Raw genomic sequence first — 18,442 nt, forward strand, 5'->3', positions numbered from 1 at the left:
GGTCGGCCGCCCCACGCGGCGAGACGGCACGGGGAACGCGGAAGACCTGCGAATCGCACCTCCGATCGGATCAGCGCCAGCCCACCATGCCGCCGAGCAGAGAGTCGGAGGCGATCCCCGCCGCCGCCGCCCGCTCGGCCGCGATCCGCGAGCGCACGCCCGAGGCGCAGTGCAGCACCAGCGGCCCCGCGGGCAGCAGCGCCGGATCGAAGCGCGACATCGGCAGCCGCACGGCCCCGGGGATCGCGACCGAGCGGTCCTCGTCGTCCTCCCGCAGATCCACGACCGTCGGCGGCGTCGGCCCCGCGAGCCGCGCCCGCAGCTCATCGGCGGTCACCGCTCCCGCGACGGCGAGCACCGCAGCCACCGGCGGCACCGCGCGGGCCAGCGGCAGCTCGCTCCACGAGCCGTCCAGCGCGTCGTGCACGACGACCCGCCCGAACAGCGGCGAGCCGACGCCCGTGACGAGCTTGACCACCTCGCTCGCCATCGCCGAGCCGATCGCCGCGCACAGCGAGCCGAGCACGCCGACCGTCGCACAGCTGTCGGCTGCGTCCTCGGCCCCGGGGTGCAGGGCGCGCAGGGTGACTCCGCCCCCGGGCGCGTCGGCCCAGAACGTGGACAGCTGCCCGTCGAAGCCGAGCGCCGACCCCCAGACGTGCGGAACGCCGGCCCGGGTCGTCGCGTCGGAGGCGAGGTAGCGCGAGCCGAAGGTGTCGAAGCCGTCGACCACCACGTCCCAGCCGGCGACGAGCGCGTCGGCGTTCGCACCGGTGAAGGAGACGGGGAAGGCCTGCACGTCGATCCCGGGGGAGAGCCGCCGCGCGGTCGCCGCCGCGGACTCCGCCTTCGACGAGCCGATCGACGACTCGTCGTGCGCCGTCTGCCGCGCGAGATTGGACGCCTCGACGACGTCGCCGTCGACGATCCCGAGGTGCCCGACTCCGGCCGCGGCGAGCGCCGTGATCACCGGGGAGCCGATGCCGCCCGCGCCGAGGACGAGCACCCGCGCGTTCCGCAGGCGCCGCTGTCCGAGCTCGCCGAGCGGCGACAGCCGGATCTGCCGGGCGAAGCGCTCGCGCTCGGCGGCGCTCAGCGCCGGCCCCGGCTCCACCAGCGGGATCACGGCGCCACCTCGTCGAGCCGCCACTGGCCCTCCACTGCGATCGCGCGGAACCCCACGGCCTCGTTGACGGCGAGCATCGGCCGGTTCTCCTCCGCGTTCCAGGTGTAGACGGCACGGCAGTCGGGGTCGGCCGCGGCCAGGTGCTCGAGCGCGTCGAGCTTCAGCAGCATGCCGAGCCGGTGCCCGCGGTGCGCCGGCTGCACGAGCGTCGCGCCCCAGAGCGCGGCGCGGCCGGGCAGCACGTCGACGGTGCAGTAGCCGATCGGCCGGCCCTCGTGCAGGGCGACCGAGGTCAGCTCCACCCGCCCGCCGGCGGTCGACTCGCGGTCGTGCGCCTCGAGGCGCTCGCGGGTCCAGGTCTCCTCCGGCACCGACAGTCCGGCCGTGGGCGCCTGCGCGGACATGCTCGCGCGCAGGGCGAGCATTCCGTCGACGAGCTCCGCGGGCGTCGCGCCGCTCCAGTGCCGCAGCTCGTAGCCCTCGGCGTGCGCCAGGGCACCGCGGCGTCGGGACGCGGCGAGCACGGGGTCCAGCGGCAGCCGCACCGCGCTGACCCGCTCCACCTGCTCCAGCACCCAGCCGCGGGAGGCGAGCCAGCGCGCGCCGGGGTCGTCGGCGGGCACGGAGCCCGCCCCGGAGCGCGCGGCCAGGCGCGGCCCCGAGCGGTCGGCCCGGTGCGCCGTCCAGGTCTGCAGCACGGTCCGCCCGAGCGCGTGCGCCTCCGCCGTCAGCCGCTCCAGCAGGGCGGAGCCGACACCACGCCCGCGCTCCCCGGCGAGGACCGAGAACGCCAGCCAGGCCGCGTCGTCGCCCTCCTCGGTGCTCCAGTGCAGCTCGCCGCTGCCGACCGCGCGGACGCCGTCGTCCGTCATGACCTCGGCGAGGAACGCGCGGCGCGGGTCGAACTCCTGCTGCCGCCACTCGCCGAGGTTCGTCTCGGCGGGGAAGCCGAGCTCGTCCGTGCCGGTGCCCTCGGCCTCGACGGCGTTGCCGATCGCGGTGAGGGTGACGAAGTCGTCCCAGCCCTCGGCCCCCGGGTGCTCGGGGATCGGCAGCTCGCGGATCCGGAGCGCGGGGTCGGTGGGGCTCGTCACCTCCCCAGTGTGCACGCCGCCGGGCCGCACCGCGCGGTTCCGGGGCACGACGGAGCCCGTCGAGTACCGTAGGGAGCGTTTTCGAGCGGAGCGAGGCGGCCGGGTGTACCTGAAGAGCCTGACCCTCAAGGGGTTCAAGTCCTTCGCGCAGCCGACCACGTTCGCCTTCGAGCCCGGGGTCACCTGCGTGGTCGGGCCCAACGGCTCCGGCAAGAGCAACGTCGTCGACGCTCTCGCCTGGGTGATGGGGGAGCAGGGAGCGAAGACCCTCCGCGGCGGCAAGATGGAGGACGTCATCTTCGCCGGCACCTCCACCCGCGGCCCGCTCGGCCGCGCGGAGGTCGCGCTCACCATCGACAACACCGACGGCGCGCTGCCGATCGAGTACACCGAGGTGACGATCAAGCGCACCCTGTTCCGCAACGGCGGCAGCGAGTACGCGATCAACGGGCGCGCCTGCCGGCTGCTCGACGTCCAGGAGCTGCTGAGCGACTCCGGTCTCGGCCGCGAGATGCACGTGATCGTCGGTCAGGGCCAGCTCGACGCCGTCCTGCACGCGACTCCGGAGGAGCGCCGCGGCTTCATCGAGGAGGCGGCCGGCATCCTCAAGCACCGCCGCCGCAAGGAGAAGACCCTCCGCAAGCTCGACGGCATGCAGGCGAACCTGACCCGCCTCTCCGACCTCGCCGGCGAGATCCGCCGCCAGCTCAAGCCGCTCGGCCGCCAGGCGGAGGTCGCCCGGCAGGCGCAGACCATCGCCGCCGTCGTCCGCGACGCCCGCGCGCGACTGCTCGCCGACGACGTCGTCACCCTCCGCACCGCGCTCGACGGCTTCGCCCGCACCGAGAGCGAGCGGCACAGCGAGCGCCTCGTGCTGCAGGAGCGGCTCGAGCAGAGCACGCTGCGCACCGCCCGGATCGAGTCCGAGATGGTCGGCGACGCGGTCGACGACGCCCGACGCACCACCTTCGAGCTCGAGTCGGTGCAGGAGCGGCTGCGCAATCTGGCGGCGCTCGCCGGCCAGCGCCTCGCCCTGCTCGAGGCGGAGTCGGAGCAGCCCGCGGTGCAGCCGCGCGTCACGGCAGCCATGGTCGAGGAGGCGCGCGCCGAGCTGGAGCGCCTCCGCGTCGCCGTGCTCGACGCCGAGACGGCGTGGACCGACTCGCAGAAGGCGACGGTGCGCGCTCGCGGCGCCCTGGACGCGACCGACGAGGAGATCGCGGCGCAGTCGGCGCTCGTCTCCCGGCACGACCTCGAGCTGTCCAAGCTCACCGGCCAGGCCGACACCGCCGCCTCCCGCCTCGCGGCCGTCCGCGGCGAGGTGCTCCGCGCGCAGAACACCCTCGACTCCGCCGTGCAGCGCCGCGAGGCGGCCCAGCGCCAGCTCGACGCGCTCGAGGACGAGATCGGCGAGGCCGGCGGCGGCACCGACGGCACGCTCGACGAGGGCTACGAGCTCGCCCAGTCCTCGGTCTTCGAGGCCGAGGGCGAGATCGAGCGGCTCCGCGAGGAGCTGCACGCGCTGGAGCGCGAGCGCGACGGCCTCGCCGCCCGCCGCAGCGCCCTCTCGCTCGCCCTCGACGTCTCGGACGGCTCGGCCGAGCTGATCGCCACCCGCCTCGACGGCATCAGTGGCCGCGTCGCCGAGCGGATCCAGGTCCGCCCCGGCTACGAGGCGGCGATCGCGGCGGCCCTCGGCGCGGCCGCCGACTCCGTGCTCGCCGACTCGCAGCCGCACGCCGAGGCCGCGCTCGACGAGGCGATCCGCCGCGAGCTCGGCCGGGTCGAGCTGCTGATCGGCGACGCCGCCCGCCCCTCCCTCGCGATCGAGGTGCCGGAGGGTGCGATCCGCGCCCGCGACGTCGTCACCGGCCCCGACGGTGTCCTCGCCCTGCTCGAGCAGGTCGTCGTCGTCGACGACCTCGACACCGCCCGCCGGCTCTGGCCCGCGCTGGCCGGCGGCGAGCACCCCGTCACCGTGGTCACCCGAGACGGCGCCTCCGTCTCCGACGCCGTGCTCAGCGGGGGAGCGGGCGGGCAGCGCAGCCGCCTCGAGCTGGTCTCCGAGCGCGACGCGGCCGCGAGCCGGCTGGAGGAGATCGAGGGCCGGATCGACCGCCTCCGCTTCGACCTCGCCGAGCAGACCGGCGCCCTGCGCGCCGCCAAGGAGCAGTCGCGCCTCGCCCTCGCCGCCCTGCGCGAGCACGACGCCGCCCGCGCCGCGCACACCGAGCGCCTCGGCCGGGTCCGCGCGCAGCTCGAGGGCGCCACCGCCGAGCTCGGCCGCGGCGAGAAGGCCCTGACCATCGCCACCGAGCGGGTCGGCGACGCCGAGACCGCGGCGCAGAGGGCGAAGGGCGAGCTCGACGTCGCCCGCTCGCGCCCGCGCCCGGTCCTCGACGTCAGCGCCCGCGACGGCCTCCAGCGCGAGGTCGACGCGGCACGCGAGCGCGAGATCGAGGCGCGCCTCGGCGTCGAGACCGCCAAGGAGCGGGTCCGGGCCGAGCAGTCCCGCGGCGAGTCGCTCGAGCGCCAGCTCGCCGCCGACCGTGCCGCCGCCGACGAGGCCGCCCGCCGCGCGGTGATCCGCCGCCGCCAGCACGACGCCGCGGCCGACGTGACCGGCGCGATCCCCGCCGTGCTCGCCTCCGTCGACCGCTCGGTGCAGCAGTCGCGCGCCGAGCTGCTGCGCGCCGAGACCGCCCGCTCGCAGCAGAACGAGGAGCTCCAGGCGCTGCGCCGCGAGGAGGGCGTGCTCCGCGACCGGCTGCAGAGCGTCACAGAGAGCGTGCACGGTCTGGAGCTGCAGATCTACGAGAAGCGCCTGCAGCTCACCGGGCTGCTGGAGCGCGCCGGCTCCGAGCTCGGACTGGTCGAGGACGTGCTGGTCGCCGAGTACGGCCCCGAGGTTCCGGTCCCCGACGAGTCCGACGCCGAGGCGCCCGCGCGCCCCTTCGTCCGCGACGAGCAGCGCCGCCGGCTGGACAAGGCCGAGAAGCAGCTCGGCCAGCTCGGCCGGGTCAATCCGCTCGCCCTCGAGGAGTTCGCGGCTCTCGAGCAGCGCCACGTCTTCCTCACCGAGCAGCTGACCGACCTCACCAACACGCGGCGCGACCTGCTGACCATCATCGAGGAGCTCGACGAGACCATGCAGACGGTCTTCGCCTCGGCCTTCGACGACACCCAGGCCGCCTTCGCGGACGTCTTCCCGGTGCTCTTCCCCGGCGGCACCGGCAGCATCCGGCTCACCGACCCGGAGAACCTGCTCACCACCGGCATCGAGGTCGCGGTGCGCCCGGCCGGCAAGAAGATCGAGCGGCTGTCGCTGCTCTCCGGCGGCGAGCGCTCGCTCGCCGCGGTGGCCTTCATGGTCGCGATCTTCAAGTCGCGGCCGAGCCCGTTCTACATCATGGACGAGGTCGAGGCGGCGCTCGACGACGCGAACCTCGGCCGCCTGCTCAGCATCTTCCAGGACCTCCGGACGTCGAGTCAGCTGATCGTCATCACGCACCAGAAGCGCACGATGGAGATCGCCGACGCCCTCTACGGCGTCTCGATGCGCCAGGACGGCGTCTCCGCCGTGGTCGGTCAGCGCGTGGAGGCGCCGGCGGTCTGATGCCCGGGTTCGATTCGCAGGCGATGCCGGCCGGCAGGCCCGTCCTGCCGCAGGTCCAGGCGCCGCGAAGGGCGGATCGCCTGCAGATCGGACGTCCACCCGCCGGTAGCCTGGGCGCATGGCAGAACGCAGCTCCTGGTCGCTCGGTCGCGCACTCCGCGGCCTGTTCGAGAAGCGCACGATCGACGAGCAGACCTGGGACGACCTCGAGACGGCCCTGATCACCGCCGACTTCGGGCCGGACATCACCGAGGAGATGGTCGAGGACCTCCGCGCCAAGGTCGCCCGCTACAACACGACCGATCCGCGCGACCTCCAGCGGATGCTCCGCGAGTCGCTCGAGGAGCGCCTCGCCAAGTACGACACGACCCTCAAGCTCAGCGAGCGCCCCGCGGTCATTCTGGTCGTCGGCGTCAACGGCGTCGGCAAGACCACGACCATCGGCAAGTTCGCCAAGTTCCTCCGCAACTTCGACCGCAGCGTCGTGGTCGGCGCCGCCGACACATTCCGCGCCGCTGCGGTCGACCAGCTCGCCACCTGGGCGCAGCGCGCCGACGCGCAGATCGTCCGGCCGCAGCAGGAGCGCCAGGACCCGGCCTCCGTCGCCTATCAGACGGTCGAGTTCGCGAAGACCCACGGCATCGAGATGGTCATCATCGACACCGCCGGCCGCCTGCACACCAAGGGCGGCCTGATGGACGAGCTCGGCAAGATCAAGCGCGTCGTCGAGAAGCAGGCGCCGATCTCCGAGATCCTGCTCGTCCTCGACGCGACCACCGGCCAGAACGGCCTGATGCAGGCCCAGGCCTTCATCGAGCACGCCGGCGTCACCGGCCTCGTCATCACCAAGCTCGACGGCTCGGCCAAGGGCGGCTTCGTCCTCGCCGTCCAGGAGAAGACCGGCATCCCCATCAAGCTCGTCGGCCAGGGCGAGGGCATCAACGACCTCACCGGCTTCACCCCCCACGTCTTCGCCGCCCAGCTCGTCGCCTGACCCGGGGCGCCCTCCCTCCCCTCCGCGAGATGCCACTTGCGCACGCGACACGCCGTGAAAGGCGTGCACAAGTGGCATCTCGCGAAGGAGTTCAGACGCCGACGCAGCGTGAGTCACCGTCGACGGCCGGGCCGCGAGTGGACGCGAACCGGGTTCTGCGGGCAGGCCACGGTCCGAGACGGGTCGACTCGGCGAACAGCCCTCTCGAATGCCGGCCCCTCTGCTGATCGAGTAGCCCGCGGAGCGGGCGTATCGAGATCCACCAGCGTCAGACAGCGAGTCTGCAGACCACCCCTGCTGACGCTCACGGGTCTCGATACGCCCCTGCGGGGCTACTCGACCAGCAAGGGTCCCCAGGACCCCATCCGCGAGATGCCACTTGTGCACGCGACACGCCGTGCAAGGCGTGCACAAGTGGCATCTCGCGGGGGAGAGCGGGTCAGACCGCCTGGGAGAAGCCGAGGGCCGCGTCCGCCAGGTGGCGCAGGTGCTCCGGGACCGGCAGGCCCTTCGACTCCATCGAGCGGGCCCAGAGGCGACCGGCGCGGTACGAGGAGCGGACGAGCGGGCCCGAGAGCACGCCGAGGAAGCCGATGTCCTCCGCCTCCTCCTTGATCGCGACGAACTCCTCCGGGTGCACCCAGCGGTCCACCGGCAGGTGCCGCGGCGTCGGGCGGAGGTACTGCGTGATCGTCACGATGTCGGTGCCCGCGTCGTGCAGGTCCTGGAGCGCCTGCGAGATCTCCTCGCGCTCCTCGCCCATGCCGAGGATGAGGTTCGACTTGGTGATCAGCCCCGCGTCGCGCCCCTGGGTCAGCACGTCGAGCGAGCGCTCGTAGCGGAACGCCGGCCGGATCCGCTTGAAGATGCGCGGCACCGTCTCGACGTTGTGCGCGAACACCTCCGGCCGGGCGTCGAACACCCGCTGCAGGTGCTCCGCGCGCCCGGTGAAGTCCGGGACCAGGATCTCGACGCCCGTCCCCGGCGCCTGCGCGTGGATCTGCCGGATCGTCTCGGCGTACAGCCAGGAGCCCTCGTCCGGCAGGTCGTCGCGGGCCACCCCGGTCACCGTGGCGTAGCGCAGGTTCATCCGCGCCACCGACTCGCCCACCCGGCGCGGCTCATCGGCGTCGTAGTCGGCGGGCTTGCCCGTGTCGATCTGGCAGAAGTCACAGCGACGCGTGCACTGCGAGCCGCCGATCAGGAAGGTCGCCTCGCGGTCCTCCCAGCACTCGAAGATGTTCGGGCACCCCGCCTCCTGGCAGACCGTGTGCAGCTCCTCGTCCTTCACCAGCGACTGCAGCTGCCGGTACTCCGGGCCCATCACGGCCTTGGTCTTGATCCACTCGGGCTTGCGCTCGATCGGCGTCTCGGCGTTGCGGACTTCGAGGCGCAGCAGCTTCCGGCCGCCGGTCTCGGCGCTCACGCCGCGACCCCTGCGACGACGTCCACGACCGCGAAGGCGGGCGCCGCCTCCCGGAACCGCGCCTCGACCCGGGCGCGCACCGACTCCATCGAGGGCGCCTCGCCGCGCTCGCGCTCGACGGTGGTCACTCCGGCGTCGGCGATGCCGCACGCGACGATCCGGGAGTAGGGCTCCAGGCCGTTCGACACGTTGAGCGCGAAGCCGTGCATCGTCACGCCGTGCGCCACCCGGATGCCGATCGCGGCGATCTTGTCGGCGCCCTCGCCCCGGCGGATCCAGACCCCCGAGCGCCCGTCGACCCGCACCCCGGCGACACCGAGGTCGTCGAGCACGTCGATCAGCACGCCCTCGAGCGAGCGGACGTAGGCGACCACGTCCACCGGCTCGCGCAGCCGCACGATCGGATAGCCGACCAGCTGCCCCGGCCCGTGCCAGGTCAGTCGTCCGCCTCGGTCGACGTCGACCACGGGGGAGCCGTCGACCGGCCGCTCGTGCGCCTCCGTGCGCTTGCCCGCCGTGAAGACGGCGGCGTGCTCGCAGAGCACGAGCGTGCCCGGCCGCGAACCGGCGACCACCTCGCCGTGCAGCCGGCGCTGCAGCTCCCAGCCGTCGCGGTAGTCCAGGGGATCCGCGGCGTCGCCCGCGAGCAGTGTCTCGATCACCCGGCCACCCTAGACGAGTTCCTGCACTCGGTACAGTTAATCGACGCGGGCCGCCGTCGTCCGACCTCCGGAAAGGCTCCGGTAGAATTCCCGGCATCATGGCTACTTTCGGCACCCTCTCCGATCGACTCGTCGAGACCTTCAAGAACCTGCGCACGAAGGGCAAGCTCTCGGCCTCGGACGTCGACGGCACCGTCCGCGAGATCCGGCGCGCGCTGCTCGACGCCGACGTCGCGCTCGACGTCGTCAAGGCGTTCACCGGCAAGATCCGGGAGCGCGCGCTCGGCGACGAGGTCAACAAGGCGCTGAACCCCGCGCAGCAGGTCGTGCAGATCGTCAACGAGGAGCTCGTCGCGATCCTCGGTGGCCAGTCGCGCCGCCTCGAGTTCGCCAAGCGCCCGCCGACGGTCATCATGCTCGCCGGCCTCCAGGGCGCGGGAAAGACGACCCTGGCCGGCAAGCTCGGCAAGTACCTCGGCAAGGACGGCCACACGCCGCTCCTCGTCGCGGCCGACCTCCAGCGCCCCAACGCCGTGCAGCAGCTGCAGGTCGTCGGCGAGCAGGCCGGCGTCGCCGTCTACGCGCCCGAGCCCGGCAACGGCGTCGGCAACCCGGTGAAGGTCGCGCAGAACGCGATCAAGTTCGCCACCGACAAGCAGTACGACACCGTCATCATCGACACCGCCGGCCGCCTCGGCGTCGACGCGGACATGATGAAGCAGGCCTCCGACATCCGCCGGGTGACGAACCCGGACGAGGTCCTCTTCGTCATCGACGCGATGATCGGCCAGGACGCGGTCGCCACCGCGAAGGCCTTCCAGGAGGGCGTCGACTTCACCGGCGTCGTCCTCTCCAAGCTCGACGGCGACGCCCGCGGCGGCGCGGCCCTGTCGGTCGCCTCGCTCACCGGCCGCCCGATCCTCTTCGCGTCCACCGGCGAGGGCCTCGACGACTTCGAGCAGTTCCACCCGGACCGCATGGCGAGCCGCATCCTCGACCTCGGTGACGTCCTCACCCTCATCGAGCAGGCGCAGAGCGCGTTCGACGAGGACGAGGCGCGCAAGATCGCCGAGAAGATCATGGGGGACACGTTCACCCTCGACGACTTCCTCGGCCAGATGCAGCAGCTGCGCAACATGGGCTCGATCAAGAAGATGATAGGCATGCTGCCCGGCGCGAAGGGCATGCGCGAGCAGCTCGACCAGTTCGACGAGCGCGAGATCGTCCGCACCGAGGCGATCATCCAGTCGATGACCAAGGCCGAGCGGGTGAACCCGAAGCTGCTGAACGGCTCGCGGCGCCTGCGCATCGCGCGCGGATCCGGCATGACCGTGACCGACGTCAACCAGCTCGTCCTGCGCTTCGACCAGGCCGCGAAGATGATGAAGACCGTCGCCAAGGGCGGCGTGCCGAACGTCCCCGGCATGGGCCCCGTCCCCGGTGCCGGCTACCAGGGCCGCCCGAAGCCGCAGAAGAAGAAGAGCAGCAAGTCGGGCAACCCGGCCAAGCGCGCCGCGGAGAACGCGGCGATCAGCTCCGGCCCGCAGTCCACCAACGCGGGCGGCTCGGGCTTCGGCCTCGGCGGCGGCTCCGGCGCGGGTGCGCAGCCCACTCCGGAGGAGCTGGAGCAGCTGCAGAAGCTCCTCGGCCGATGAGGGGCGTGCGCGCCGGTCTCGCGGTCGCCGCGGCGGCCGCCGTCGCCCTCGGCCTCGCCGGCTGCTCCGAGGGCTCCGGAGTGGACGCCGCGTCGGCCCCGGCGCCGGACGAGCTCGTCGGCCGCTGGGTCACGGGAGTGTCCTACGAGTCGCCGGAGGTCCCGTTCCTGCTCCTCGCCGAGGACGGCACCTGGACCGGTTCCGACGGCTGCAACGGCGTGCAGGGCGAGTGGTCGATCGACGGCGAGGGCGCGCTGACCGTCGACGCCGGCCCGAGCACGATGATCGCCTGCGACGGCGTCGCCCTGCCGATGATCTTCGCCGACGCGATGATGGCCTCGATCGACGGCGGTCGCCTCCGCCTCTTCGACGCCGACGGCGCCACCACCGTCAAGCTCGCCCGCTCCACCAGCGAGGACGCCCCCACCGCGTCCCCCGACCCGGCCGGCGAGTAGCCGCCCGGTCGGATCTCGATACGCCCGCTGCGCGGCCTACTCGATCAGCATGCTCCCGCGACTCCCGATCGGCCCGCCGCGAGGTCTAGCGTGAAGGCATGACAACCGCTTCTCCGCGCCCCGTCCGCATCGGCGTCCAGATCGCCCCGCAGCACGTCTCCTACGAGGTCATCCGCGACACGCTCGCCGAGCTCGAGGACATCGGCGTCGACATCGCCTTCAACTGGGACCACTTCTACCCGCTCTCCGGCGAGCCCGACGGCCTGCACTTCGAGGGCTGGAGCATGCTCGCCGCGTGGGCCGAGCAGACCAGCCGCATCGAGTTCGGCCCGCTCGTCACTTGCAACAGCTACCGCAACCCGGACCTGCTGGCCGACATGGCCCGCACCGTCGACCACATCAGCGCCAAGGGCGCCGAGGGTCGCCTGATCTTCGGCATCGGCTCCGGCTGGTTCGAGCGCGACTACCAGGAGTACGGCTACGACTTCGGCACCGCCGGCTCGCGCCTCGACGAGCTCTCCGAGGCCATGCCCCGCATCCGCGCCCGCTGGGACAAGCTGAACCCCGCTCCCACCCGCGACATCCCCGTGATGATCGGCGGCGGCGGCGAGAAGAAGACCCTCCGCATCGTCGCGGAGCACGCCGACATCTGGCACAGCTTCTCCGACGTCCCCACCCTCGAGCGCAAGCTCGGCGTCCTCGCCGACTGGTGCGGACGCGTCGACCGCGACATGGACGCCATCGAGATCTCGACCGGCGCGAGCGTCCGCGGGGGAGTCGGCGACGCCTCCTTCGGCGTGCTCGACCAGCAGTTCGACCTCGGCGCCCGCCTCTTCACCCTCGGCATCACCGGCCCGGACATCGATCTCCAGCCGGTGCGCGACCTGCTCTCCTGGCGCGACGGCAAGAACAGCACCACCCGCTGAGCGGCTCCTCGGGGGTCAGCCGGGCGCGTCCGTCGCCCGCTGGTCCCCGGGGATCGCCTGCGCGAGGCCGGCTTTCTCCGCGGCGAGGACGAAGGCGTCCGCGAGCGCGACCTGGCCCTCGGCCGTCGGATGCACGCCGTCCTCGGCGAGCAGCCCGTCGGCGCGCAGCGGGTCCGGGTACTCGAGGGCGATCCCGCCCGCCGCATCGACGGCGCCGACGAGCGCCGCATCGTACGCGTCGAGATCCTCCGGTCGCGGATCCGGCCCCCACACCGAGTCGAGCGCGATCAGCTTGGCGGAGGGGGAGGCCTCCGCGATCGCCTGCACCGCCGGGCCCATCGCGTCGGCGACCTCCTCGGGGGTCCAGCCGAGGTCGTTGCTGCTGGCGATCAGCACGATCGCGTCCGGCCGGGTGTCGGCGATCTCCTCGGCCCGGTCGCCGATCGCGACGCCGCAGTCGCCGGGCTCGATGAAGCCGCCCCCGTCGCAGCCGAGGTTCACCACGCTCCAGCCCAGGTCGTCGCCGACGAGCGCGGGCCAGGCCTGTCCGGGATCGAGGCCCAGGCCGCGGACGATGCTGTCGCCCACGATCGTGACCCGCGCGCCGGCCGGCAGTGCCCCGCCGAGCGCGAGCGGCGCGGAGTCGGACAGCGGATCCGAGGTCGGCGACGGCAGGGCAGTGGCCGTCCCGGCGGACGCCGTCGGTGTCGCACCCGCTCCGGCGGGAGCGCCGCTGGCACTCGAGCACCCGACGAGAGCCAGCGCGCTCGCGCCGAGCAGCAGCGCGCCCGTGAGGAGCCGTCGGGTCATGCCCGCGGGTCCTTCAAACCGTCACGAAGCTCGCCGGCGAGCGCGCGGACGACCGCCTTCAGATCGCCGTCGTTCGCGGCCGCGGTGCGCAGCTGGCGCTGGTAGCTCGCACCCGCGACGAGGATCAGCTCGACGTCGGCCAGCTCCGCCGCGCAGTCGAGGCGCTCCGCCACCGGCGCGAGCGTCGTGAGCAGATCGCGGATGTCGTCGGTCACGAGCCGCTCGTTCCCGGCCGCGTCGAGGATGATCTCGGCGTCGAGTCCGTAGCGCGCGGCGCGCCACTTGTTCTCCCGGACGTACCAGGGCTGCATCGTCGCGAGCGTCCCGCCCTCGTCGAGCTCGGTGGAGAGGTGCTCGACCAGGCACTGGATCAGCGCCGCGACCGCGCCGATCTCCTCCGGCGAGGACAGCCCGTCGCAGGCGCGCATCTCGATCGTGCCCCACTGGGGCGAGGGGCGGATGTCCCAGCGGACCTCGGTGTGGTCGTCGATGACGCCGGTGCGCATCATGTCGTCGACGTACTCCTCGTAGTTCGCCCAGGCGCCGAACTGCGGCGGCAGGCCGGCGGTGGGCAGCTGCTGGAACATCAGCGCGCGGTTCGAGGCGTAGCCGGTGTCGACGCCGCCCCAGAACGGGCTCGATGCCGAGAGCGCCTGCAGGTGCGGGTAGTAGTCGAGCAGCGCGTTGAGGATGGTGAGGACCTTGTCCCGGTCCTCGATCCCGACGTGCACGTGGATGCCCCAGATCATCATGTTGCGGCCCCACCACTGGGTGCGGTCGATGAGCCGGTGGTACCGCTCCTTGTCGGTGATGGTCTGGTCGTACCACTGCGCGAACGGGTGCGAGCCGGAGCAGACGAGGTCCAGGCCCATCGGGTCGGTGATCTCGCGCACCTGGCGCAGCTGGTCCTGCAGGTCGGCGACGGCGTCGCGGACGGTGCGGTGCACGCCGGAGACCAGCTCGACCGTGTTCTTCAGCAGCTCGCCGGTGATCCGCGGGTGCGGCGATCCGTCCTCGCCGCGGAGCGCCTCGAGCACGACGTCGGCGACGTTGGCGAGATCGCCCGTCTGCCGGTCGACGATGGCGACCTCCCACTCGATCCCGAGGGTGGAGCGGTCGGATTCGGCGAAGGTGATCTCCATGACGGCGTCCTCGTCAGTCCGGCGTCCACCGGGGCGGGACGCGCCCCCACATCCTCGCACCAGAGACCGGGGCGGACGCCGAGTGACGGGTGTCCGTGTCGGGGCCGCAGGCCGGGGGTTTTTCTGGCAGAATGATCCGTCGGGTCCGAGGCGGTCGACCCTCTACTCACCGCCGAAGAAACCCCCTCGAGCTTCCGGCCGGGTGTGCACCCCACGCTCACGGCTCAGTTCATCCATCATCGACCTCACGGTCAACGACCACACAGGAGAATTGTGGCTGTCAAGATTCGTCTGAAGCGCCTCGGCAAGATCCGAGCGCCCTACTACCGCATCGTCGTCGCCGACTCGCGCACCAAGCGCGACGGTCGCGTGATCGAGGAGATCGGTCAGTACCACCCGACCGAGCAGCCCTCGTTCATCAAGGTCGACTCGGAGCGCGCGCAGTACTGGCTCGGAGTCGGCGCGCAGCCGACCGAGCAGGTCGCCGCGATCCTCAAGCTGACCGGCGACTGGGGCCGCTTCAAGAACGACGCCGACGCCGTCAGCACCGTCCAGGTGAAGGAGCCCAAGGCTCCGTTCGTCGTCGACGCCAAGAAGAAGCCGGTCCTCAAGCCGAAGTCCGAGGCTCCCGCCAAGGCCACCGCGCCCGAGGCGCCCGCCGCCGACGAAGCCTCCACCGAGGCGTAGTCCATGCTCGCTCCCGCCGTCGAACACCTCGTCAAGGGGATCGTCGAGAACCCCGATGAGGTCAAGGTCGTGGCTACGAGCTCCCCGCGCGGAGAGGTCCTCGAGGTGCGCGTGCACCCCGAGGACCTCGGCCGCGTGATCGGACGTTCCGGTCGCACCGCCAAGGCCGTCCGCACTCTCGTCGCTGCCCTCGCCGACGGGCGACGCGTGCGCGTCGACGTCGTCGACACCGACAAGTAGGGTGGCGGCCCCCGCAGCGGGCACGACGCAGCTCCGCGTCGCCCGACTCACCAAGGCCCACGGGCTCAAGGGCGCGATCAAGCTCGAGCTCTACACGGACGAGCCCGACAAGCGCTTCACCCCCGGCGCCTCCTTCACGCTCCAGGTGCCGCGCACCTCCGAGTGGCACGGCAAGAAGCTCGAGCTCGTCGAGCTGCGCTGGTACAACAGCCACCCCGTCGCGTTCTTCAAGGGCATCGCCGACCGCGACGCCGCCGAGACCCTCCTCAAGGCGATCCTCTGGATCGACGAGGAGGTGCAGACCGAGCCCGGCGACGACGACTCCTGGTACGACTACCAGCTGGTCGGCATGTCCGTCGTCCGCGACGGCCGCGAGGTCGGCACGGTCCGCCGCGTCGACCACTTCCCCGCGCAGGACCTCCTGATCGTCGGCACGCCGTCCGGCGAGGTGATGGTCCCGTTCGTGAACGCGATCGTCCCGTCCGTCGATCCGGTCGCCGGCATCGTCACCGTCACGCCGCCGATCGGCCTCTTCGAGGAGGCTCCCGAGGAGGAGCCCGCCGAGGTGGACCTCAGCGGTATCGACCTCTCCGACCCCGAGCTGGCCGCGGCCGCTCCGGTCGAGGAGGAGGACACCGACGCCGACGCTGAGTCCGGTTCCGCCGATGTGACCGCCGACTCCGCTCCGGCCGACTCCGCGGCTGCCGACTCGGCCGACGCCGCGACCCCGGACTCCCAGGAGGAGCCGCGGTCGTGAGGATCGACATCGTCACGATCTTCCCGGAGTTCTTCGGCGTCCTCGACATCAGCCTGCTCGGGCGCGCGCGCCAGAGCGGGCTGATCGAGCTCGGGGTGCACGACCTCCGCTCCTTCACCCACGACCGGCACCGCACCGTGGACGACACGCCCTACGGCGGCGGCGCCGGCATGGTGATGCGGCCCGAGCCGTGGGGCGAGGCGTTCGACACGATCCTCGATCCCGCGGCGGACCCGCTGGTGATCTTCCCCTCGCCCGCCGGCGAGGTCTTCACCCAGGCGACCGCGCGCGAGCTCGCGCAGGAGTCGTCCCTCGTGTTCGGCTGCGGCCGCTACGAGGGCATCGACCAGCGCGTCGTCGACCACACCGCCGAGCGCGCCCGCGTGCGGATGATCAGCCTCGGCGACTACGTCCTCAACGGGGGAGAGGTCGCCGTGATGGCGATGATCGAGGCCGTCGGCCGCCTCGTGCCCGGCGTCGTCGGCAACCCGGCGAGCCTGGTCGAGGAGAGCCACTCCGACGGCCTGCTCGAGTACCCCAGCTACACCAAGCCCGCCTCCTGGCGCGGCCTCGACGTCCCCCCGGTGCTGCTCAGCGGCAACCACGGAGCGATCGCCGCCTGGCGCCATGAGCAGAGCGTCGAGCGCACCCGCCGCGTCCGCCCGGAGCTCCTGCCCTGACCGCCCCTCGCGAGATGCCAGTTGGGTACGCCTTCCTCGGCGTGTCGCGTACCCAAGTGGCATCTCGCGACTCCACGCCTGGCCCCGATCCCGCGAGATGCCACTTGTGACCGCCTTTCTCGGTGTGTCGCGCTCATAAGTGGCATCTCGCGGCGGGGGTCAGGGCGCGCGCGTCAGGCTGAGGTGGCGTTCGCGGAGGGCGAGGAAGAGGGGGAAGGCGAAGGCCAGGGCGACCAGGGGCGCGAGCAGGACGAGGATCCACACCCGCTTCATGCCGATGCGGCGCCCCTCCGCCAGCATGAAGGCGACGGCGGCGATCGCCACCACCAGCAGGTCCGTCGTGATCGACGAGACCGCCGGTCCGCCGCCCGCGAGGTCGCCGAGGAAGTCGACGCTCTCCAGCACGGCGCGGACGTTGTACGTCCAGGTGCCGACGAGGCCGACGACGGCGAGCACCAGGTAGATCGCGGCGGGCGGCGTCCAACCGCGGCGCAGCCGGCTCATCGCGCCACCTCGGCGGAGGCGCGGCGGACAGCGACGACTCCCGCGACCACGAGGGCGAGCACGACAGCGCCGCCGACGGCGAGGGTGAGCGCATCCGGAGCCACGATCGACTGCCCGCGCAGCGCCTGCCAGCAGGTCAGCGCGACGAGGGCGGACCAGGCGAGGGCCGCGAGCGCGACGAGCCGGAGGCGGAGGGTCGCGTCGCCGAGCAGCCGCACCCGCGTCGCCAGCTGTGCGAGTGCGAAGGCCAGCAGCGGCAGCCCCTGCAGCGCGTGCATCCCGAGGAAGTGCGGGATCCGGAGGTCGCCGCCCGTGGTGCTCCAGCCGAGCAGCGGCAGTCCCGCGCCGCCGTCGTCCACGCCGACCGCGTGCGCACCGACGACGCCCTGATAGTCCGAGAGCTGCGACGCGGTCGGCCCGGTCATCAGGAAGGCGAGCGCCATCCCGACCAGTCCGATCACGAGGCCGGCCCGGACCGCGAGGGTGAGTGAGGGGTCGCCGAGCGGCACCCGCGCCAGGAGCGCCGCCAGCACCAGCGTGACCAGCCAGACGACGACGATCGACACCGCCATCGCCGCCCAGAGCGCCGAGTGCAGCGGGGTGGTGACGTTGAAGTGGCTGGTGACGCCCACCGCGGCGGCGCCGCCGATGACGACCATCTCGATCGCGAGTCCGGCGACCGCGACGCTGCCGAGCATCCGCGCGAGTCGTCGGCGGCGCTCGGGGACGAGGCCGATCAGCCAGGCGAGCGTCAGTGCGTAGACGGCGATGGAGAGGCAGAACTTCAGCGGCTTCGCCCAGAGCGGCTGGCCGCCGAGCTCGCGCGGGTCGACGAGCAGCAGGACGAGGCAGGCCAGGACACCGACGGCCATCGCCGCGGCGAGGACGAGGAGCAGGCGGTGCGGGCGGGCGAGGATCGCTGCCGCACGCGCCGGACGCTGGATCGTGGCGGTCATCGCGCCACCTCGGCGTTCTCTCGCGTCGCGACGTGCTCGGAGGCGGACGCCGAGTCCTGCCGCTCCCCGAACCGCCGCTGCGTCTCCCGGGCCTGGGCGACCCGGCGCATCGACTGCAGCACGACGTCGCCGAGGGCCGTGCCCACCGCCGCGATCGAGGTCTGCTCACTCACGCTGCTGCGCGCCTCGAGCTCGTCCAGGTCCGCGCTCGCGACGATCGCCGCCGCCCGGGCGTAGGCGTCGAGCCAGGACGGCGTCATGCCGCCCCCGGAGAGCTCCAGGGCGTCGAGAGCCCGAGCCGCTGTCCGCACTGCCGGGTGCTCGCAGTAGTCGTCGCCGACCACCGACCGCACCCGGTCGAGCGCGTCGTTCGAGGCGACGGCCTCGGAGTCGACGTTCGCGGAGACGACGTCCTGCGCCACCTCGAACGCGACCGCCGGGGGAGCGCCCTCGTCCAGCACGGCCGTGATCCGCTTCGCGCCGGCGATGCCGACTCCAGCGCTCTCGATCAGGGCGCGGAGCAGGCGGAGGCGGGCGAGGTGGTCGTCGCCGTAGTCGGACCGCTGCGGCCCCGAGGCCGTGCCCGCCGGCAGCAGTCCCTCGCGGATGTAGTACTTGATCGTGGGCAGGCTGACGCCGCTGAGGCGGCTGAGCTCCGAGACTCGCATGCGGATAGTATCGCTATCGGATACTGCCGCTGTCCAGTAGTCGG

General features: G+C 72.7%; 17 protein-coding genes and 1 pseudogene. 9 read left to right on the plus strand and 9 right to left on the minus strand.

Annotation, left to right across the window (positions count from 1 at the left end; all coding sequences use genetic code 11):
- Positions 1 to 70: 70 nt before the first annotated feature.
- The gene (locus tag C1I64_RS04505; protein ID WP_127886334.1) at positions 71 to 1,126 is read right to left on the minus strand and encodes a HesA/MoeB/ThiF family protein; all 1,056 of its coding nucleotides are present in this window, start codon (positions 1,124 to 1,126) and stop codon (positions 71 to 73) included.
- Positions 1,123 to 2,220 carry a GNAT family N-acetyltransferase gene (locus C1I64_RS04510; protein WP_127886335.1) on the minus strand — a complete coding sequence of 366 codons (1,098 nt, stop codon included), beginning with the start codon at positions 2,218 to 2,220 and terminating at the stop codon, positions 1,123 to 1,125. Before C1I64_RS04510 ends, C1I64_RS04505 begins: the two co-directional genes overlap by 4 nt.
- 103 nt (positions 2,221 to 2,323) lie before the next feature.
- Here C1I64_RS04510 and smc point away from each other — a divergent pair, with 103 nt between their 5' ends.
- Both smc and ftsY read left to right on the plus strand, forming a co-directional pair.
- A complete protein-coding gene (smc, locus tag C1I64_RS04515; protein WP_127886336.1) occupies positions 2,324 to 5,836 on the plus strand; it encodes a chromosome segregation protein SMC in 3,513 nt (1,170 codons plus the stop codon).
- Between the two features lie 118 nt (positions 5,837 to 5,954).
- Positions 5,955 to 6,830 carry a signal recognition particle-docking protein FtsY gene (ftsY, locus tag C1I64_RS04520; RefSeq protein ID WP_127886337.1) on the plus strand — a complete coding sequence of 292 codons (876 nt, stop codon included), beginning with the start codon at positions 5,955 to 5,957 and terminating at the stop codon, positions 6,828 to 6,830.
- 439 nt (positions 6,831 to 7,269) lie between these two features.
- Here ftsY and lipA read toward each other — a convergent pair whose 3' ends face one another.
- Positions 7,270 to 8,256, minus strand: coding sequence for a lipoyl synthase (gene lipA / locus C1I64_RS04525; RefSeq protein ID WP_208323042.1), 987 nt, complete (start codon positions 8,254 to 8,256; stop codon positions 7,270 to 7,272).
- Positions 8,253 to 8,918: a lipoyl(octanoyl) transferase LipB gene (gene lipB / locus C1I64_RS04530; protein WP_127886338.1), complete on the minus strand. Its 666-nt coding sequence runs from the start codon at positions 8,916 to 8,918 to the stop codon at positions 8,253 to 8,255. The genes lipA and lipB overlap by 4 nt, the downstream gene beginning before the upstream one ends.
- A gap of 98 nt (positions 8,919 to 9,016) precedes the next feature.
- On the opposite strand from lipB, the gene ffh reads away from it, so the two are divergent.
- From ffh to C1I64_RS04545, 3 genes are all read left to right on the plus strand, one after another.
- Positions 9,017 to 10,573: a signal recognition particle protein gene (ffh, locus tag C1I64_RS04535; protein ID WP_123445708.1), complete on the plus strand. Its 1,557-nt coding sequence runs from the start codon at positions 9,017 to 9,019 to the stop codon at positions 10,571 to 10,573.
- Entirely contained in the window at positions 10,570 to 11,028 is a 459-nt protein-coding gene (locus C1I64_RS04540; RefSeq protein ID WP_127886339.1) for an META domain-containing protein, read from the plus strand. Before ffh ends, C1I64_RS04540 begins: the two co-directional genes overlap by 4 nt.
- Before the next feature lie 98 nt (positions 11,029 to 11,126).
- The gene (locus C1I64_RS04545; protein ID WP_123732175.1) at positions 11,127 to 11,954 is read left to right on the plus strand and encodes an LLM class F420-dependent oxidoreductase; all 828 of its coding nucleotides are present in this window, start codon (positions 11,127 to 11,129) and stop codon (positions 11,952 to 11,954) included.
- 15 nt (positions 11,955 to 11,969) lie between these two features.
- Here the strand turns inward: C1I64_RS04545 and C1I64_RS04550 are convergent, their stop codons facing one another.
- Together C1I64_RS04550 and C1I64_RS04555 are read right to left on the minus strand one after the other, a co-directional pair.
- Positions 11,970 to 12,764 carry an SGNH/GDSL hydrolase family protein gene (locus tag C1I64_RS04550; protein WP_127886340.1) on the minus strand — a complete coding sequence of 265 codons (795 nt, stop codon included), beginning with the start codon at positions 12,762 to 12,764 and terminating at the stop codon, positions 11,970 to 11,972.
- The gene (locus C1I64_RS04555; RefSeq protein ID WP_127886341.1) at positions 12,761 to 13,906 is read right to left on the minus strand and encodes a glutamate--cysteine ligase; all 1,146 of its coding nucleotides are present in this window, start codon (positions 13,904 to 13,906) and stop codon (positions 12,761 to 12,763) included. Before C1I64_RS04555 ends, C1I64_RS04550 begins: the two co-directional genes overlap by 4 nt.
- Before the next feature lie 273 nt (positions 13,907 to 14,179).
- Between C1I64_RS04555 and rpsP the strand changes: the two genes are divergently transcribed.
- The 4 genes and pseudogenes from rpsP to trmD all read left to right on the plus strand — a co-directional run bounded on the left by rpsP (position 14,180) and on the right by trmD (position 16,270).
- Positions 14,180 to 14,593: a 30S ribosomal protein S16 gene (rpsP, locus tag C1I64_RS04560; RefSeq protein WP_127886342.1), complete on the plus strand. Its 414-nt coding sequence runs from the start codon at positions 14,180 to 14,182 to the stop codon at positions 14,591 to 14,593.
- Positions 14,594 to 14,596: 3 nt separating this feature from the next.
- Entirely contained in the window at positions 14,597 to 14,833 is a 237-nt protein-coding gene (locus C1I64_RS04565) for an RNA-binding protein (RefSeq protein WP_123445714.1), read from the plus strand.
- 1 nt (position 14,834) lies between these two features.
- Positions 14,835 to 15,392: pseudogene (rimM, locus tag C1I64_RS04570) on the plus strand (ribosome maturation factor RimM); the annotation flags it as partial.
- A gap of 194 nt (positions 15,393 to 15,586) precedes the next feature.
- Positions 15,587 to 16,270 carry a tRNA (guanosine(37)-N1)-methyltransferase TrmD gene (gene trmD / locus C1I64_RS04575; protein WP_123445716.1) on the plus strand — a complete coding sequence of 228 codons (684 nt, stop codon included), beginning with the start codon at positions 15,587 to 15,589 and terminating at the stop codon, positions 16,268 to 16,270.
- A 159-nt stretch (positions 16,271 to 16,429) separates the two neighbouring features.
- On the opposite strand, the gene C1I64_RS04580 is transcribed toward trmD, so the two are convergent.
- The 3 genes from C1I64_RS04580 to C1I64_RS04590 are packed head-to-tail and all read right to left on the minus strand — an operon-like array spanning position 16,430 to position 18,398.
- Entirely contained in the window at positions 16,430 to 16,774 is a 345-nt protein-coding gene (locus C1I64_RS04580; protein WP_127886344.1) for a DUF2834 domain-containing protein, read from the minus strand.
- Positions 16,771 to 17,730: a hypothetical protein gene (locus C1I64_RS04585; protein WP_127886345.1), complete on the minus strand. Its 960-nt coding sequence runs from the start codon at positions 17,728 to 17,730 to the stop codon at positions 16,771 to 16,773. Before C1I64_RS04585 ends, C1I64_RS04580 begins: the two co-directional genes overlap by 4 nt.
- Positions 17,727 to 18,398: a MerR family transcriptional regulator gene (locus tag C1I64_RS04590; protein WP_127886346.1), complete on the minus strand. Its 672-nt coding sequence runs from the start codon at positions 18,396 to 18,398 to the stop codon at positions 17,727 to 17,729. Before C1I64_RS04590 ends, C1I64_RS04585 begins: the two co-directional genes overlap by 4 nt.
- Positions 18,399 to 18,442 lie beyond the last annotated feature (44 nt).

The sequence above is a fragment of the Rathayibacter festucae DSM 15932 genome (assembly GCF_004011135.1).
Taxonomy (GTDB): Bacteria; Actinomycetota; Actinomycetes; order Actinomycetales; family Microbacteriaceae; genus Rathayibacter; species Rathayibacter festucae.

What these genes read in the sequence shown, in the direction of transcription:
- ftsY (WP_127886337.1), top strand. Translation starts at nt 5,955, where the DNA reads ATGGCAGAACGCAGCTCCTGGTCGCTCGGTCGCGCACTCCGCGGCCTG.
- ffh (WP_123445708.1), top strand. Translation starts at nt 9,017, where the DNA reads ATGGCTACTTTCGGCACCCTCTCCGATCGACTCGTCGAGACCTTCAAG.
- C1I64_RS04540 (WP_127886339.1), top strand. Translation starts at nt 10,570, where the DNA reads ATGAGGGGCGTGCGCGCCGGTCTCGCGGTCGCCGCGGCGGCCGCCGTC.
- C1I64_RS04545 (WP_123732175.1), top strand. Translation starts at nt 11,127, where the DNA reads ATGACAACCGCTTCTCCGCGCCCCGTCCGCATCGGCGTCCAGATCGCC.
- C1I64_RS04550 (WP_127886340.1), bottom strand. Translation starts at nt 12,764, where the DNA reads ATGACCCGACGGCTCCTCACGGGCGCGCTGCTGCTCGGCGCGAGCGCG.
- C1I64_RS04555 (WP_127886341.1), bottom strand. Translation starts at nt 13,906, where the DNA reads ATGGAGATCACCTTCGCCGAATCCGACCGCTCCACCCTCGGGATCGAG.
- C1I64_RS04565 (WP_123445714.1), top strand. Translation starts at nt 14,597, where the DNA reads ATGCTCGCTCCCGCCGTCGAACACCTCGTCAAGGGGATCGTCGAGAAC.
- C1I64_RS04580 (WP_127886344.1), bottom strand. Translation starts at nt 16,774, where the DNA reads ATGAGCCGGCTGCGCCGCGGTTGGACGCCGCCCGCCGCGATCTACCTG.
- C1I64_RS04585 (WP_127886345.1), bottom strand. Translation starts at nt 17,730, where the DNA reads ATGACCGCCACGATCCAGCGTCCGGCGCGTGCGGCAGCGATCCTCGCC.
- C1I64_RS04590 (WP_127886346.1), bottom strand. Translation starts at nt 18,398, where the DNA reads ATGCGAGTCTCGGAGCTCAGCCGCCTCAGCGGCGTCAGCCTGCCCACG.